This window comes from Shimia sp. (genome assembly GCF_039969785.1).
In the GTDB taxonomy this organism is placed as follows: domain Bacteria; phylum Pseudomonadota; class Alphaproteobacteria; order Rhodobacterales; family Rhodobacteraceae; genus Shimia.
Genome location: NZ_JBDVNC010000020.1, coordinates 55391 through 72338, shown reverse-complemented (window position 1 = coordinate 72338; position 16948 = coordinate 55391). Strand labels below are relative to the sequence as shown.

At 54.8% G+C, this 16948-nt stretch carries 15 protein-coding genes; 14 read left to right on the top strand and 1 reads right to left on the bottom strand.

Annotated elements, in window-relative coordinates:
* Nucleotides 1–165 (bottom strand): transposase (locus ABJI08_RS11255; protein WP_348401938.1); only part of this gene is annotated, 165 nt, incomplete at its 3' end.
* 151 nt (nt 166–316) lie between these two features.
* Here ABJI08_RS11255 and ABJI08_RS11250 point away from each other — a divergent pair.
* From ABJI08_RS11250 to ABJI08_RS11185, 14 genes are all read left to right on the top strand, one after another.
* The gene (locus ABJI08_RS11250) at nt 317–622 is read left to right on the top strand and encodes a hypothetical protein (protein ID WP_348401934.1); all 306 of its coding nucleotides are present in this window, start codon (nt 317–319) and stop codon (nt 620–622) included.
* Between the two features lie 486 nt (nt 623–1108).
* The gene (locus tag ABJI08_RS11245) at nt 1109–2362 is read left to right on the top strand and encodes an ABC transporter substrate-binding protein (RefSeq protein ID WP_348401933.1); all 1254 of its coding nucleotides are present in this window, start codon (nt 1109–1111) and stop codon (nt 2360–2362) included.
* 93 nt (nt 2363–2455) lie between these two features.
* Nucleotides 2456–3586 (top strand): iron-containing alcohol dehydrogenase, encoded by a 1131-nt coding sequence (locus ABJI08_RS11240; protein WP_348401932.1) that lies wholly within the window; start codon nt 2456–2458, stop codon nt 3584–3586.
* Between the two features lie 12 nt (nt 3587–3598).
* Nucleotides 3599–5029 (top strand): aldehyde dehydrogenase family protein, encoded by a 1431-nt coding sequence (locus ABJI08_RS11235; protein ID WP_348401931.1) that lies wholly within the window; start codon nt 3599–3601, stop codon nt 5027–5029.
* 155 nt (nt 5030–5184) lie between these two features.
* A complete protein-coding gene (locus tag ABJI08_RS11230) occupies nt 5185–6012 on the top strand; it encodes an AraC family transcriptional regulator (RefSeq protein ID WP_348401930.1) in 828 nt (275 codons plus the stop codon).
* A gap of 183 nt (nt 6013–6195) precedes the next feature.
* Entirely contained in the window at nt 6196–7206 is a 1011-nt protein-coding gene (locus ABJI08_RS11225; protein WP_348401929.1) for a branched-chain amino acid ABC transporter permease, read from the top strand.
* Between the two features lie 3 nt (nt 7207–7209).
* Complete coding sequence (locus ABJI08_RS11220) at nt 7210–8271, top strand: branched-chain amino acid ABC transporter permease (RefSeq protein ID WP_348401928.1); 1062 nt, start codon at nt 7210–7212, stop codon at nt 8269–8271.
* Complete coding sequence (locus ABJI08_RS11215; protein WP_348401927.1) at nt 8268–9059, top strand: ABC transporter ATP-binding protein; 792 nt, start codon at nt 8268–8270, stop codon at nt 9057–9059. The genes ABJI08_RS11220 and ABJI08_RS11215 overlap by 4 nt, the downstream gene beginning before the upstream one ends.
* On the top strand, nt 9052–11214 hold the full coding sequence (locus ABJI08_RS11210) for an ABC transporter permease (protein WP_348401926.1): 2163 nt from the start codon (nt 9052–9054) through the stop codon (nt 11212–11214). Before ABJI08_RS11215 ends, ABJI08_RS11210 begins: the two co-directional genes overlap by 8 nt.
* 4 nt (nt 11215–11218) lie before the next feature.
* Nucleotides 11219–12043 (top strand): phosphoenolpyruvate hydrolase family protein, encoded by an 825-nt coding sequence (locus ABJI08_RS11205; protein WP_348401925.1) that lies wholly within the window; start codon nt 11219–11221, stop codon nt 12041–12043.
* 21 nt (nt 12044–12064) lie between these two features.
* On the top strand, nt 12065–15268 hold the full coding sequence (locus tag ABJI08_RS11200; RefSeq protein WP_348401924.1) for a flotillin domain-containing protein: 3204 nt from the start codon (nt 12065–12067) through the stop codon (nt 15266–15268).
* Entirely contained in the window at nt 15268–15705 is a 438-nt protein-coding gene (locus ABJI08_RS11195; protein WP_348401923.1) for an SRPBCC family protein, read from the top strand. The genes ABJI08_RS11200 and ABJI08_RS11195 overlap by 1 nt, the downstream gene beginning before the upstream one ends.
* 1 nt (nt 15706) lies before the next feature.
* Nucleotides 15707–16153 carry an SRPBCC family protein gene (locus ABJI08_RS11190; RefSeq protein WP_348401922.1) on the top strand — a complete coding sequence of 149 codons (447 nt, stop codon included), beginning with the start codon at nt 15707–15709 and terminating at the stop codon, nt 16151–16153.
* A complete protein-coding gene (locus ABJI08_RS11185) occupies nt 16150–16947 on the top strand; it encodes an FAD binding domain-containing protein (RefSeq protein ID WP_348401921.1) in 798 nt (265 codons plus the stop codon). The genes ABJI08_RS11190 and ABJI08_RS11185 overlap by 4 nt, the downstream gene beginning before the upstream one ends.
* Nucleotide 16948 lies beyond the last annotated feature (1 nt).

Sequence of the window (16948 nt, the reverse complement as noted above, 5' to 3'; positions counted from 1 at the left end):
GCGATGGGTGTCAGAAACGTTCATGCCACCATATTTTGCTTTGAACTTATAGAACGACGCAGGGCTCAGGCCATGTCTACGACACACCTCCGACGTCGGCATCCCAGCTTCCTGTTCTTTGATCATCCCGATTATTTGGGCTTCGGTAAAACGGCTCTGTCGCATTTGTTGGCTCCTTCAAACGTTGAGCAAACTCTACATTAAACTGAGGGAAGTTTCGGGGGGCAGGTCACGGGTTATCAATTAATAGGTACGTGGGTGAACAGAACGGCGGACTGCCGAGTGATGAAAAAGGTTTTATTGAGTATTGGTCTGCATGTCGGTGACGTCATCGTCGATGAAGATGGCATTTTCGGTGATGGGGTCATTGCGCGCAGCGCGACTTAAGCGATTAGCTGAACCGGGAGGCGTTTTGATTTCTCAACTTGCCTACGGATACCTCAACGGTCCGATCACAAAACAGCTTGTTTCGATGGGAAGCATCGAGCTCAAATATGTGGGCCACCCCATAAATGTTTGGCAGCGGTTGTCGAAGACCCCGAAATTGCGCAGCCTCAGGAAACAGTTGCAAACGAAACGCAAGGCTCATCCCATCCATATGTGGCTGTTTTACGATTTGTGAATTTGTCCAGCAATCGAGAACAAGATTTTCTTTAAGAGAAATTTGCGATGATCTGCAGTCGGTTCTATCGAAATCCAAATTGTTCAGCGTTGTTGCGCGCAATTCTTCATTTTCGTTCGACCCAAATGTAGTCGACCCTCAACAAGTCGGTCGCGCGCTAAATGCCCGCGATATCATTCAAGGGAGTGTAGAACCGCCGGACCAAGAATTTGCGCCTGGTCGCGTGGCGTGGCCTTTGTGTGGCTCTAAGGGTAGCTCCACTGGCTTCGCAGAGACAAAATCGAATTCGTGCTGACAGAACCCGCCCTATGGTTGTGGACTTCAGACAATTGGAAACCCCAGAGCACTTTGACTGAAAAAACAGACCAGAAGTTACATCAGATCACTCTCTGAGAAGGGAAATCGGTGCCTAGTAGCGCAGGCTTGCGGGGTCTGCAGCGCGTCTTGCGCGCAATAGGCCAATTCAAATATCGCAGGGAGGACAACATGCGATTGAAGTACCTGACTACCATATCCGCAGCCGCGTTGATTTCAGCTGGCGTGGCACAGGGGGAGCCCCTGAAAGTTGGTTTCCTGGCAACTCTGGAAGGCACATACACCGTTTTGGGCGAAGATGGCTTGCGCGGCTTCAAAGTCGCAATGGAAGAGCTTGGAAGCATGACGGCGGGGCGCGAGATCGAAGTGATCATTGCCGCAACCGATGCCAGCCCGGATAGCGCAGTTCGTGCTGCGCGCAAAGTTGTGGAACAGGACAAGGTCGATATCCTGATCGGACCCCTTTCCGGCTCAGAGGGCATTGCGCTGCGTGATTATTCCAAGACGCAGCCACAGGTGACGTTCATAAACGGCATTTCGGGTGCTCAGGAGACCACTTGGGTTGATCCGTCGGAAAACTTCTTCCGGTTTAATATGGACGGCGCCCAATGGTCGGCGGGCCTTGGTTCGTATGTATTCAATGAAAAAGGATATGAAACCGTCGCGACAATCGGTGAAGACTATTCCTTCATCTATACGCAGGTCTTTGGCTTTGCGCTGGAATATTGCCAGGCGGGTGGCGAAATTACTGACCGTTTCTGGGTTCCACTCGGCACCAAGGATTTTGGGTCTATCATTGCGGCACTGCCCGATGATGTGGATGCGATCTACCTTGGCCTTGGCGGCGGCGACGCTGTCAACTTCCTGAACCAGTACCAGCAGGCCGGTGGTGACGCCAACCTGATTGGCGGTACAATTATGGTCGATGGTACGGTCCTGAACTCAAAAGGATCGGCGAAAGAGGCGCTTGTTGGTGTGCCGTCTTCCGGCCCTCAAGCCGACGACTGGGACAACGAAAACTGGAAGGGTTTCGTAAAGGCGTATCAAGATCAATTCGCGCCCGCCGACCGGTTCCCAAGCCCGTCCTTGATGGCAACTGGTTACTATAATGCGGCCATGGCAATGGCCAGTTGTATGGAAACCGTGGGCGGGGATTTGTCCGACGGTCAAACGGGTTTCCGGAGCTGCCTGTCCGGTCTTGTGTTGGAAAATGCACCAAACGGACCAATCAGTCTGGATGGCAACCGTCAAGCAATCGGCACCAACTTCCTGACCGAGGTTGTTGAAAATGCCGATGGTACGCTTTCCAACAAGCTCATCAAGGTTATCGAAAACGTGAACCAGACAATGGGCATCGACGAGGATGCGTTCCGCGCTATCGGATTGCCAAGCCGGGAAGTACCTGAGTGTAAGTCGTCTTACTAATCAGATGACTTTTGTGTCCCGGGTCAGTTTGGCCCGGGACGTTTTCGTCTATTTCATTTGATTTTTTGTTTCCCGGGACAGGGAGGGGACAGAGTGACTCTGATTGACTACCTGAACCGAGTGCATTTTGCCGACGGCATTTTGGAAGAGGCTCTCTGGGCTGAACTAGAGCAAATGAAAAATTCGAAATTCCTCGTTCTGGCCACGCGAGAAACATTTGCGGGAGATCTTGGTGAACGGATCAAAAACGGCCTGCCGAAGCAATTCCAATCTGTGACCTTTGAGGTCAGCGGGGGCGTGCCAAATGAAGCCGAAGCACAGTACGCGACCAAGCTATTTCGTGCGGAAGAGTGTGATGCAATTCTGGCCTTTGGCCGGGGATATGTCATCAATCAGGCAAAGGCTGTACGCTTGTTGGTGACATATGGCGGACCGCTCTTTCGGTTCTCAGAGGCAGAAGGCGGTGGCGTTCGCATATCCCGGAATATGCCGGAATTGATAGCCATTCCGTGTATGCAAGGGTTTGTGGCTGGTTTCAACGGGCTACTGTCTGTCGTTTTAGATGACGGCAGAATGATTGACATTGTCAGCCGGAACAATGTTCCGACCGTTACCATCGGCGACCCTACAATTGCTTTAAGTGAAGCCGCGGCCGTGCAGGCCAGCGCCGGGGTAGAAGCGATCAGCCTCTGCATAGAGGCGCTCCTATCGCCAAAGTATAATCCTCCTGCCAATGGCATTGCGATGGATGGCCTGATCAGAGGGCTTAGGGCTGTTACTTCGGTGTCCGAAAACGCGGACCTTGACCCAAGAAGAGAGCTAATGGCTGCGGCTATGAATTCGGCGTTGGTTCAGCAAAAGGGGCTGGGACTCGCGCATGCAATCACGAGCAGTCTTTGTTCTGTCGTTTTAGGTACTTTGGACAAAGGCGCAGTCAAACGACTGCTGTTGCCGAAAATCCTGAATTATTATGTGAGCAAAAACGTACTGGCAGGATCACCTTTGTTGGAGGCCCTGCGACTTTCCAACCCGAGGGATGCGGTCAAGACTGTGAGCAGAGTTTTGAGAGATCTTCCATTGCCTGCCTCGCTCTCGGAAATGGGGATCACCGAAGATCATTTGGCCCAATGCACTGAACGCGCCTCGATGCATCGGGCACTTTCCAACACGCCCCATCATCCTACCACCGGAGACATCCGGGAAATTCTGACTTCCATTCATTGAGGACCGATTTTCATGAAACCGCTCTTGATCAACGGTGAGCAAATCGCATCGACCGAAGCCGTGGAAAACATCAACCCTTCGGACACCAAAGATGTGATTGACCGTTATTCCATCGCTGGCGTGAGCGAAACTCAGATGGCGATCAGCGCGGCACAAGGTGCTTTCTTTGAATGGTCCCGGTCCGGGGTGCAGACGCGCCATCACATTCTGAAAACGGTATCGGACGAAATTTTGGCCCGGCGAAATGAATTGGGTGAACTTTTGGCACGAGAGGAAGGCAAAACGCTGCCCGAAGCCATCGGTGAAACCGTTCGTGCCGCGCAGATTTTTGACTTTTTCGCTGGCGAGGCGTTGCGACTGACAGGGGAAACTGTGCCTTCGGTACGTCCCGGCGTCGGCGTAGAAATAACCCGCGAACCCGTCGGGGCCGTCGGTATCATCGCGCCTTGGAATTTTCCGATTGCCATCCCCGCGTGGAAAATTGCGCCTGCATTGTGCTACGGAAATACAGTCGTGTTCAAACCCGCCGAACTGGTGCCCGGGTGTGCATGGGCGCTTGTCGACATCATTCATCGCGCGGGCGCACCTGCTGGAGTCATTAATCTAGTCACAGGACCGGGGTATATTGTCGGGCAAACCATGCTCGACAGCCCCGATATCGACGCGATCAGTTTCACGGGATCGGTAGCAACTGGAAAGGTCGTGGCAGGGGCCTGCACGACACACATGCGAAAATTCCAATTGGAAATGGGCGGAAAGAACCCGTTGGTTGTGCTGGACGACGCGGAATTGGACGTCGCGTTGGACTGCGCCATCAATGGCGCTTTCTTTTCGACGGGACAGCGTTGCACGGCGTCTTCACGTTTGATTGTGACCGAAGGTATTCACAACCGTTTTGTCGAAGAATTGGCCGAGCGTGTACGCGGATTAACTGTTGGGCACGCATTGCGTCAGGACACTCAGATCGGGCCAGTGGTCGACGAAATGCAGATGCAGCAAGATCTTGATTACATCGACATTGGTGTATCTCAAGGGGGCAATCTGCGCGCAGGCGGCGACCTGGTTACATGCGAAACAAAGGGCCATTTTCTGCAGCCAGCACTCATAACAGATACCACCAATGACATGCGGATCAACCGCGAAGAGGTTTTTGGGCCTGTTGCCTCAGTCATTCGGGTCAAGGACTACGATGAGGCGCTGCAAGTTGCCAATGACACCGAGTTCGGGCTGTCGTCGGGGATATGCACGACGTCCCTGAAACACGCGACCCACTTCAAACGAAATGCTCAGGCTGGGATGGTCATGGTGAACCTTCCCACTGCCGGCGTAGACTATCATGTGCCCTTTGGGGGCTCCAAAGGATCCAGCTATGGAGCGCGGGAGCAGGGCAAATATGCGGCCGAGTTTTTCACCACGGTGAAGACCGCATATACACTACCTTAGGGCATAGCAGGGCATGACCGGTAGACTGTGATCGTTACCTACAGTCTTTTTCTTGGTGCTCAAGTCTTGCTTTTTGACCGTAGTCTTGCCGATACTGGCCCCCTGCGCAAGCGTATGCCGGAAGAGCAACGCATCGCATCAAGGGAGGAACAACCATGAGTGAAGCCGTTGCGGTTCACCATGGTGCGTTTGGAAGGACGGCACTCTATGAGTTAGACCGTCCATTTGTGACACACGCGCACCGTGAGGGGCATCTAATTTTTTTCGTCAATGGCGGCCCAGCGGGCGTCAATGTTGGAGACGTGTCCGTACATCTGAAGGAAACGTGTGCAGCCGCGGTAAGCCCGTGGGAGCCGCACAATTTTGCTAAGCCTGAGAAATCCGGCGCCACTATGTGTCTTGTGATGTATATCAAGCCACTTTGGTTTCTGGAAAATTGCCAATCCGCAGAAGGTGTGCTGGATTTCGGGCGTCCAAAAATCCAGGTGAACGAAGAAATTCGCAGGTGGATTCTTCGTTTGACATCTCTTCTGTTAGAGCCGGAAGATAGTGAGGCCATGGATGGCTATATGTTTGAAATGACGCGAATATGTTACGATCAAACCTGGCAGCGGACGCAGCAAAAATCGCCTCTTGGGCGATTGAAATCTCGCTTCAGCGACTTTCGTGTACGTCGCAGTTTGCGTGTCATGCAGGAAAACTATTCTGAAGAAATGCAAATGGATGAACTGGCCCGCGAAGTCGGCCTGTCTCGCCCGCATTTTTTCAAACTGTTCAAAAAACAGATGGGTATTACACCCAACCTCTATTTGAACACGCTCCGGGCCGAGCACGCGATTACAGAACTCATGACTACCGAAAAATCAATAACTGACATCGGTCATGATCTGGGGTTTTCCTCGCAAGCGAGCTTTACGCGCTTCTTTGCGTCGAATGTTGGCATCCCGCCGAGCGAGTATCGCCGTGTCGCGCACGAGTGCTAAGAGCGTTTTGCCGATGCGGGGTGAAGCGATGAGACTGACGGGTATGCCGATTTCCAGCGACCTCTTCTAGCCTTTCTAAAAGACACAGCCGGACACTTAGTGTCCTGCGGTCTAGAGGGAGGACACACACATGACGGGAAGCCGTTTCAATAACAGAAACGCTTTGCCAATTGTGGTAGCCGCATGAGGCGCTTTGTCGACAAGCACCCGTTCTGGTCTGTCGTCCTGTTCATTCTCGTCGCAGTCTTGTTGTGGATGGTGTTCGCGATCTGGCCTGATTGGCTGAAAGATCTCATCGGTCGTAAGAAAGTTTTCCTGAACGCACTGTTCAATGGCATCACGTTGGGTGGCCTCTACTTCCTTGTCGCCAGTGGCTTTACGTTGATTTTTGGCCTCATGCGCAATGTGAATATGGCGCATGGATCGCTGTATCTGCTAGGCGGCTACGTTGGCTACTTTACGGCGGATGCAACGGGTTGGTGGTTACTGGCGTTCCCCGTTGCCTTTGTTGTTGTGGGTGCCTTTGGGGTGGTGTTGCAACTTGTCGTTTTCCGAAGAATGGAAGGGGAAGACCTGCGTCAAACCCTCGTAACGATCGGGATTTCCATCGTTATGGCCGATCTGATGCTTTGGGCCTGGGGTGGTGATTTCTATAATATATCGCCGCCAGAATGGTTAAGCGGACCGATGCAGACCTTTTTTGTGACGACAGTCAAACGCTCGGGCGATCTAGTATACCTTAAATATCCAATGGTGCGGGTCGTGATTTTTGCGGCTTCGATATTGGTCGGCGTCGGAATGTGGCTGCTTTTGAACCGGACGCGCATCGGAATGATGATCCGGGCAGGCGTTGACGATCAAGACATGCTGTCTGCCACAGGTGCCCGAATTCAGCTGGTTTTTGTGGCCGTTTTTGCCTTTGGCGCCGGGCTTGCTGGTGTGGCGGGTGTTGTCGGCGGTACGTTCCAATCCGTGGCCCCCGGTGAAGACGTACGTTTTCTTTTGGCCTCTCTGGTTGTTGTGATTGTTGGCGGCATGGGGTCGATACAAGGCGCTGCGCTTGGGGCGCTTTTGATCGGATTGGCCGAGCAGTTTGGGTCTGTCTATATCCCGACATATGCTGTCGTACTGACATTCCTGATCATGGTTGTCGTTCTTGCTTTCCGGCCTCAAGGCCTGATGGGGAGGGAATGATCCATGGCGCTTGTTGAGGGTAATGGTCCCGCCAATGGTATCGAAAGACGCAGCTGGATGGAGCGTATTCCGGCGGGATATTGGCTGGTCGGGTTTGTGTTGCTGGTCATGCCGACTTTTGCGTCCAACTTTGTTCTGTTCCAGATTTTTGGGTGGACTTTCATTCTGGGTATCATCGCGCTGAGCCTGATGTTTCTTGGCGGGTACGGGGGTATGGTCAGTCTTGCTCAGATGACTGTTGCAGGGTGCGCCGGTTACATGCTGGCAATCTTTGGTCCGAGCGCCATAACCGATATTTCCATGAATTGGCCTTGGTACATTTCAATACCAATCGCATTGGCACTTGCCACTTTGTTTGGAACGCTGACTGGCTGGCTTGCGGTGCGGACCGAAGGCATCTACACGATCATGATTACCCTCGCGATTGCCGCCGCGTTTTTCTACTTTACGCGCCAAAACTATGTGATTTTCAACGGGTTTTCAGGGTTTAACGGCGTCCTGCCTCCAAACCTGTTTGGCGTGGACTGGCGCGGGGCGACTGCGTTTTACTACCTCACGCTGTTCTGGGCAGCTGTAGCGTATTTTGCAGTTCTATACCTTTCGCGCTCCCCGTTTGGGCTGGCGCTGCAAGGCGTACGAGACAACCAAAGGCGTATGTCGGCGCTGGGCTATAACGCCAATGCCCACCGTGTCGCCGCCTATGCCTTCGCGGCTCTGCTGGCCGGGGTTGGTGGTATCCTCCTGACCTGGCAGTCGGCACAGATTTCTCCGGGTACAGCTGGGATTTCTCCTGCAATCGATATTCTGGTGATCACTGTGATCGGGGGCATGCGCCGTCCAATCGGGTCATTTATCGGGGCCTTTATCTACGTAATCCTCAAGACGTTTGCTTTGGATGCTCTAGTGGCTCTGGGGTTAAGCGGTGAGCGGTTTCAATTGTTGATCGGTCTTAGCTTTCTGATCATCGTGTTTTGGTCACCGGACGGAATTCTGGGCCTGTGGGACCGCTGGAAGGAAAACCGCAACAAAGATCCGCTACTAGACCGTGGAGGTGGCACGCCATGAACGCCCCGGCCAATGTCACAGAACGGTTGAATGCGACCGGAACCGCAAATGCGCTGGAATTGCGTAATGTTTCCAAGTATTTCGGCGCGCTCGCTGCGTTAGAAGACATCAACATCACGGTTCGTCCGGGCGAACGGCGTGCAGTTTTAGGGTCAAATGGCGCGGGCAAGACAACCTTGTTCAACTGCGTGTCCGGAGACTTTCTGGCGACCACAGGCAATGTTCGCTTTTTTGGTGAGGACATATCCGAATTCCCGCCCCATGAACGCATTCGGCGCGGCCTGCGTCGTACGTATCAAATCTCGCTCCTTTTCACGGGCCTAAGTGTTCGCGACAATATTTATCTTGCCTGCGTTGGAGTTTCGCGACGCCGGTTTTCATTCCTGCGCGCTCGTCGGGATGATGCGCTGATGGCGGCCGCTGATGATCTGGTCAATGTGGTTCACCTGACCGATGATCGCGATACGTTGGTTTCGAACCTCAGTTACGGCCAGCAACGTCAACTAGAGATCGCGATGGCGCTGGCCGGGGCTCCGCGTTTCATTCTGTTTGACGAACCCGCAGCAGGCCTTTCGCCGACTGAACGGCGTGAACTGGTGGAAATCCTGAACGGGCTACCGGGCCATATGGGTTACATCATCATCGAACATGACATGGACGTCGCGCTGCGTGTCGCGGAGAGCGTGACCATGATGCATAACGGTCGAATTTTCAAAGAAGGCAAACCAGCCGAAATTGAAGAAGACCCCGAGGTACAGGCTCTTTACCTTGGAGGTGGCGATGTCTGAACGCGGCTCGACACCAGCCCTCGAGGTTCGGGAACTGAACGTCTATTACGGACGCAGCCATGCATTGCAGGGCGTGGACTTGCGGCTAGATCACGGCGTGCTCTCGGTTGTAGGTCGAAATGGCATGGGCAAAACCACACTTTGCAAGGCAATCATGGGCCTTGTTCCGGTTGCGTCCGGTGACATTTCGTTCGGCGGCCAGTCTTTGGTGGGCAAAACACCTGCCGAAATTGCACGCCTCGGGATTGGCTATGTGCCTCAGGGGCGTCGTCTCTGGCCGTCGCTGACTGTAGATGAACATCTTGCGTTGGTGGCCAAAAAGGGCGGCGCGTGGTCAGTTGAGAGGATTTATTCAACTTTCCCACGGTTGGCAGAGCGGAAATCAAACGGCGGCGGGCAGCTTTCTGGCGGCGAGCAACAGATGCTGGCGATTGCACGCGCGTTGTTGCTGAACCCCAAACTGCTGGTGATGGATGAGCCGACCGAAGGTTTGGCACCAGTGATCGTGCAACAAGTTGAAGACATGTTAATCCGTCTGGGTCAGGAAGGCGAGATTGAGGTTCTGGTGATCGAACAGAACATCGGCGTCGCTTGCGAAGTGGCTGAAAATGTCGGGATCATGGTCAACGGTCAGATCAACCGGATCATGGAAAGCGGTGTTTTGTCCGCTGACCGCGATTTGCAGCAGGCGATGCTTGGGGTGGGGCGCCATGCGCATGACGAAACTCCTGACACGACCATAAATGACGAGCGCCCTCACGAAAGCCACCATAGCGAAGTCACCAGAGTTTATCTGTCCAATCCCACCACACCGACACGGTGGTCTCGGGCTGTTCCGGTACGTGTGATCGAAGGGTCCGCTCGGACAATCACCCAAGATCGTCGCGAGGCGACAACACCCTCGGCAATGCTTCAAAAGCCACGAGGCGGTGGCGCTGTTCTGGTGTGTGGCACTTTGGACACCAAGGGCGAAGAGCTGCGTTTCATCCGCGATATCCTGAAAGAACGAGGACAGGCGGTGAAACTGGTTGATCTGTCGACGTCCGGTAAACCATCCGGAGCCGAGGTGCCACCACACGCTGTCGCCGGTTTTCATCCACGCGGGTCCAGTGGTGTCTTTACGGGTGACCGCGGCACTGCTGTCGCGGGTATGACATTGGCCTTTGAGCGCTGGATGCAAACGCAGTCGGACGTTGCTGGGGTTATCGGAGCGGGCGGGTCCGGAGGGACAGCTCTGGTCGCACCCGGATTCCGCAGTTTGCCAGTTGGCGTACCGAAAATGCTGATTTCCACGGTCGCCAGCGGTCAGACCGAACAATATGTCGGGCCTTCGGACATCACCATGATGTATTCCGTCGCCGACGTGCAGGGCCTCAACTCGATCACTCGCAAGGTGTTGGCCAACGGAGCGCATGCGTTGGCGGGTATGGTGCAGGGACGCCGGGAGGCATTGCCGCAAGAAGGCGACAAACCTGCGGTTGGTCTTACAATGTTTGGCGTCACCACACCCTGTGTGCAAATGGTCACGAAAGAGCTCGAAGCAAATTTTGACTGTTTGGTCTTTCACGCCACGGGAACCGGTGGGCGGTCGATGGAAAAGCTGATGGATAGCGGCATGCTCTCAGCCATCGTTGACCTGACCACAACCGAAGTTTGTGACATGGTTGCGGGTGGTTTTTTTGCTGCTGATGACGACCGTTTTGGGGCTTCAATCCGTTCGGGTTTGCCCTTTATCGGGTCGTGTGGCGCGCTCGATATGGTGAATTTTCACGCGCCGGACACGGTGCCGGAAAAGTATCGCGGACGAAACCTTTACGAGCACAATCCGCAAATCACCCTGATGCGGACGTCCGTCGAAGAAAACATCCAGATGGGGCACTGGATCGGTGAGCGTCTAAACCAGATGACCGGGCCAGTGCGGTTTTTCCTACCGGAAGGCGGTGTTTCCTTGTTGGATGCGCCAGGACAACAGTTCTGGGACCCCGAAGCCGACGCGGCCCTGTTCAAAGCGCTGGAAGAAACGGTTCGTCAGAGTTCTGCGCGCCAGTTGGTCCGCGTGCCCCACAACATAAATGACCCCGAGTTTGCCGATCAGGTGGTGCAGACATTTCGTAGCTTCCATTCCGCCGCACGGCGCAAATCCGCAGGAGAGTAACCCTATGTTCGACCGTTCTGAACTGATGAAGAAATTTCGAGCCATGCGTGATGCCGGTGAGCCTATCATCGGTGGGGGCGCCGGAACCGGGTTGTCAGCCAAATGCGAAGAGGCCGGCGGCATCGACCTGATCGTGATCTATAATTCGGGACGCTACCGGATGGCAGGTCGCGGGTCGCTTGCAGGATTGATGCCTTATGGTGACGCCAATGGCGTGGTAATGGAAATGGCCGGAGAAGTGTTGCCAGTTGCAAGGAAAACACCAGTTCTGGCCGGGGTTTGCGCGACGGATCCGTTCCGTCTGATGGATAAGTTTCTGGACGACGTTAAGGCGGCTGGGTTTTCAGGTGTTCAAAACTTTCCAACCGTTGGGCTGATCGACGGCAACTTTCGTGTGAACCTTGAAGAAACCGGCATGGGCTATGATCACGAGATCGAAATGATCGCAATGGCGCATGAGCGAGACATGCTGACGACGCCTTATGTCTTTTCTGAAGAAAACGCGACTGCGATGGCCAAAGCCGGTGCCGACATTATCGTTGTGCATCTGGGCCTGACCACTGGCGGAAACATTGGCGCTGACACAGCGGTCACGCTGGAAGACGCTCCGGGCCTCACAGATGCCTGGGCGGCAGCCGCGTTGAAAGTGAACGCGGATGTCATTGTTCTGGTGCATGGCGGCCCTGTGGCTACGCCAGAAGACGCCGATTTCGTTCTGAAAAACACAAGCAATTGCCATGGCTTCTATGGCGCGTCGTCGATGGAACGGTTGCCGACCGAGGTCGCACTGACAGCCATGACTGCGGAATTCAAGAAGATCGGCCGTTAAGGACCGAGGGAGGAAAGAAAGATGACCGGGCAACTCATCGGACAACTGATCCTGTGGCTCATCACAGCCGTGATCGCCGTTTTCATTTTGTATTGGGTGATGCATTGGTTGTATCGCCGCTCGACTAAGGAAGTGGCTTTTGTGCGCACAGGTTTTCTGGGTGAGAAAGTTGTGATTGATGGCGGCGCTTTTGTATGGCCGATCATCCACGACATCACTCCCGTCAACATGAACTCCATGCAATTGGGGGTCACTCGCGAACGCGACGACGCCTTGATCACCAAGGACAGGATGCGAGTCGATATAGATGCCGAGTTTTATGTGCGTGTTGCCCAATCCAAAAATGCCGTCAGCCTTGCTGCCGCAACCTTGGGACGACGGGCCTTAGAACCAGAGCGTTTGCACGCGCTTCTGGAAGGTAAATTCGTATCCGCCATGCGCACTGTTGCCAGCGAAATGACGATGGAAGAACTGCACGAAAACCGGAACGCATATGTTGCCCGCGTTCTGGAAGCTGCACAGGAAGGGCTCGACAAAAACGGGCTGGAGCTGGAAAGCGTTGCCGTTACCGACATCGACCAGACCGACATAGAGTACTTTAACCCATCTAACACATTCGATGCGGTTGGTCTGACCAAGGTTATCGAGTCGATCGAAGAGCGTCGAAAATTGCGCAATGACATCGAACAGGACACGATGATTCGTATCCGCGCCCGCAACCTCGAAGCGGAAAAGCAGGCTCTGAATATCGAGCGTGAAAGCGAAGAAGCTCGTCTGGAGCAGGAACGTGATGTCGAATTCCGGCGCGCACAACAGCGGGCAGAACTGGCCCGTGAACGTTCGGAGCGTGACAAGGAAGTCGAGCAGGCGACCTTGTCTTCCCGCGAGGCAATTGAAACCGCGCGGATTGCCAATGAGCACCAGATTGCTGAAGCCCGCATCGCGTCAGAACGCGATATCCGTCAGCAGGAAATCGAACGTCAGAAAGTTGTGGACCACGCTGAAATCTCAACCCGTGAAGCGATTGAGAAAGCCCGGATCAATCAGGAGAAAACTCTGACGTCCGAGCGGATCAAAACGCAGAAAGAAACCGATGCGGCCGAGATTGCTGCGAAAGAGGCCATCGAAAAGGCCCGATTGGCACAGGAAAGGTCGATCACCGAGGCCCGGATCGAGAAGGATCGGGAAACCCAATCTCAGGAAATCGAACGCCAGCGTGTGGTCGATGAGGCAGACATTTCAGCGCGTGAAGTGGTTGAACGTGCCCGGATCGCGCAAGAGAAGATTGTCACGGAAGAGCGCATTGCGCTGGAGCAATCCACTAAAGAGCGTGAAATCGCCCGCGGTCTGGCGGTGCAGGAAGCCGAAATCGCCAGCCGTGAAGCGTCAGAAAAGCTGCGCATTTCACAGGAAAAGACCGTGAACGCCGAGCGAATTGCCTCGGATCGCCACACGCGTACGTTGGAAATTGAACGCCAGCGTGTCCTCGAAGAGGCTGAAATCGCGTCGCAACAGTCTACTGAGGCGGCCAGAATTTCCCGAGAGCGCAGCCTGAGTGCTGATCGGATCGAAGCGGAACAGGATACCCGGTCACGCGAGATTGAGCGTCAGAAAGTTCTGGACGAAGCCCAGATCGCGGCGGCAGAGGACACGTCGAAATCGCGCATTGCGCAGGAAGAGCGTGTCCGTTCACTGGAAATCGCCCGAAATCAGGCGGTGGATGAAGTCGAGATCGCAAGCCGTGAAGCCGTTGAAAAGGCCCGGATCGCTCAGGATAAACAACTGACCTTTGAGCGCATTGGCGCGGCTGAGGAAACTGAAGAGCGTGAAGTCCTGAAAGTGGCTGCGCTGGAAGCGGCACAAATCGCAGCCAAAGAAGCCACGGAAGCCAAACGCATTGCTCAGGAGAAAGTGACCACGGCTGAGCGTATCGCTTACGAGAAAGAAACGCGCGAGCTTGAGATCGCGCGTAATCAAGCGGTGCAAGAGGCCGAAGTCGCGGCCGCGGAAGCTGTTGATGCCACGCGGATCGCCAAAGAGGCAAAACTGGCCGTCAAGCGGATCGAAAGCGATGAGAAAACCCGCGCTCGTGATGTTGCAAGGGCTCAAGCAGTTGAGGCAGCAGAGATCGCCAGAACCGAAGCGACCGAGGCTGCGCGCATCGCCAAAGAGAAAAACTTGACGGCGGATCGTATCGCGTATGAACAGGACATGCGGGAACGCGAAATCGCGCGCAATCGCATTGTCGATGCCGCTCAGCTTGCTGCGGATGAGTCCATCGAGGCCGCGCGGGTGGTCAAAGAAAAGACCGTGGATGCCGAAAGAATTTTGGCCGAGCAGGAGCTAGACGCCAAAAAACTGGAACGCAAAAAGGTATTGGAACAGCTGGAAATCGGTCGTGTGCAGGCATTGCGCGAGGCAGAGATTGCCAGTCAGGAAGAAGTGGAACGCGCACAGATCGCTTCGGAACGCGGTTTGGACGAAGCGCGCATCGGACACCAGACCGAACGACGCCAACGCGAGATTGCACGTGAGCAGACGGTGGAAGAAGCGGCAATGGAAAAAGCCATTTCGCTGTATCAGAAATCGCTTGAAGAAAGTGCTGCTGCGGCTGAGGCCGATATTGCCCGTGCCCGTGCGACAGAGGCTGCGGAAAAGGTCACCACCGCCAAAGAGACTGAAGAAGCAGCGCGCCGCAAATCGGTTGACGTTGTTTTGGCCGAGAAAGCTGCCGAAGAGAAACGTATCGCAGCAGAGGCCGAAAAAGTGCGCTCTGCTGTCGAGGCTGAGGCGCAGAAGCTCATCAATGAAGCCGAGAACGTTCTTTCTGACGCCGCGCGTCATTCGCTCTTTAAACGCAAGATGCTGGAACATGTCGAAGGCATCGTGGCGGCATCCGTCAAACCACTTGAGAAGATCGACGAGATCAAGATCATGCAGCTTGGAGGCAATGGCGCCGGTGGGCTTGGTATGGGCGGTGCCGGTGGCTCGGGCGGAGGCGGCGGCGGTGACGGCAGCAGCCCCACCGATGAGGTGATCAACTCGGCGCTACGCTATCGCGTGCAGGCACCGATGATCGACAGTTTGCTCAGCGACATCGGGGTTGATGGCTCAAACCTGGCAAAATCCAGCGTGCTGCGGGACGCAAGCGATTTGGGTCGCGCCGGCAATGAAGCCCAACGGTTGAAAGACAGCGGCGACAAACCAAAAGAAGGTGAGAAGTAATGGCGCGTGTCTACACATCAACCGTCATCGGGGCCAGCGCTGAGCGGGTTTGGGAGCGTGTGCGGGACTTTAACGCCTTGCCGCGATGGCATCCCCGTATCAGGGACAGTCGGATCGAGGACGCGCTGCCGTCGGATAAAGTTGGCTGTATCCGGAACTTTAACCTGCAAAATGGCGACAACATCCGTGAACAGCTTTTGGGTCTGAGCGACCATGACCTGTTTTGCACTTACGCCATTCTCGAAAGCCCAATGCCGCTGGCTGATTATGTCGCCACGTTGCGTCTTACTCCCATTACGGATGGCGAACGTTGCTTTGCCGAGTGGTCAGCCGAATTTTCATGTGACCCGGACGATGAAGAAGATTTGGTCGACGGTATTGGCAACAATGTTTTCCAAGGCGGCTTTGACGCGCTCAAAAGGCATTTTGGGGGCTGATATGGTCAAGGTAATCCGCAGTACGATCCTGAATGCGCCGATCGAAGATGTGTGGGAAGTCATCCGTGACTTTAATGGGCATGATCAATGGCACCCTGCGGTGGCGACAAGCCAGATCGAGCGGGGAAACCCGTCGGATATGATCGGTTGTGTGCGTCGATTCCGGCTCGAAGATGGCTCGGAACTGCGCGAGCAATTGTTGACCCTGTCAGACATCGAACAGAGCTTGAGCTATTGCCTGCTTGATACACCGATCCCGCTTTTCAACTACGTCGCCCATTGTCGCCTCTTTCCGGTGACAGATGGAGACGTGACTTTCTGGGAGTGGGAAAGCCGTTTCGACACCCCAAAAGGTCAACAAGATCAACTGGCCGAAATGGTCGGCACCGAAATCTACAGCGCGGGGTTCGACGCGGTCCGCGCGCATATGGGACTGGAGGCCGCATGACGATAACTATTGATACCTATCCCACCCTTGGCGAAGCCGCGTCCGCCATGCGCACCGGAAGCCAGTTCCTAGGGGGCGGCACTATGGTTGTGCGTGGGCTAAACTTTGCGTCGCCGGACTTTGACAAAGTCATTCGCAGCACTGATTCAGCGCTTTCAGAAATCCGACCCGAAGGAAATGGGATAAAACTTGGGGCGGGTGTGACCATGGCCCGTCTGATGCAAGCCAGCGGCGCAGAATTTCTGGAACCGGTCGCCCGCGCGGTCGGTGGACCTGCGGTGCGCAACATGGCTACCATCGGCGGTAATCTGTTTGTGTGTTCTCCCTTTGGGGATTTTGGCGTGGCGCTTTTGGCATTGGATGCTTTGGTGCAGATGTCGGATGGCCAGATGCTGCCAATCGAGGATTTTTACAGACAGCGGGAAAATTTGCGGGGCCTAGTTTCAGCGGTGATAATCCCGCGCTCGGCACATGGAGCCTTTCGATTTAGGAAGGTTGTACGCACCAAACCCAAAGGGGCTGCGGTGGTGACGATTGCGGCTCACCTTCCTGGTGGCAATCGGATCAGCGGGGCACGCATTGCTTTAGGGGCTATGGGATCCACGCCCTTGCGCGCCAAGGACGCTGAGCGCGCGCTGGAGGGGGGCAGTCTCGACGCTCATACCGTACAGCGGGTCTGTGAAATGTGTTGCAACGGGCTTAATCCCCAAGACGATTCCATAGCGTCGGCCTGGTACCGCCGCGAGGTCGCGCCCGTGCATTTGCGCCGCTTGTTGCTGGGTGAGGAGAGTTGAA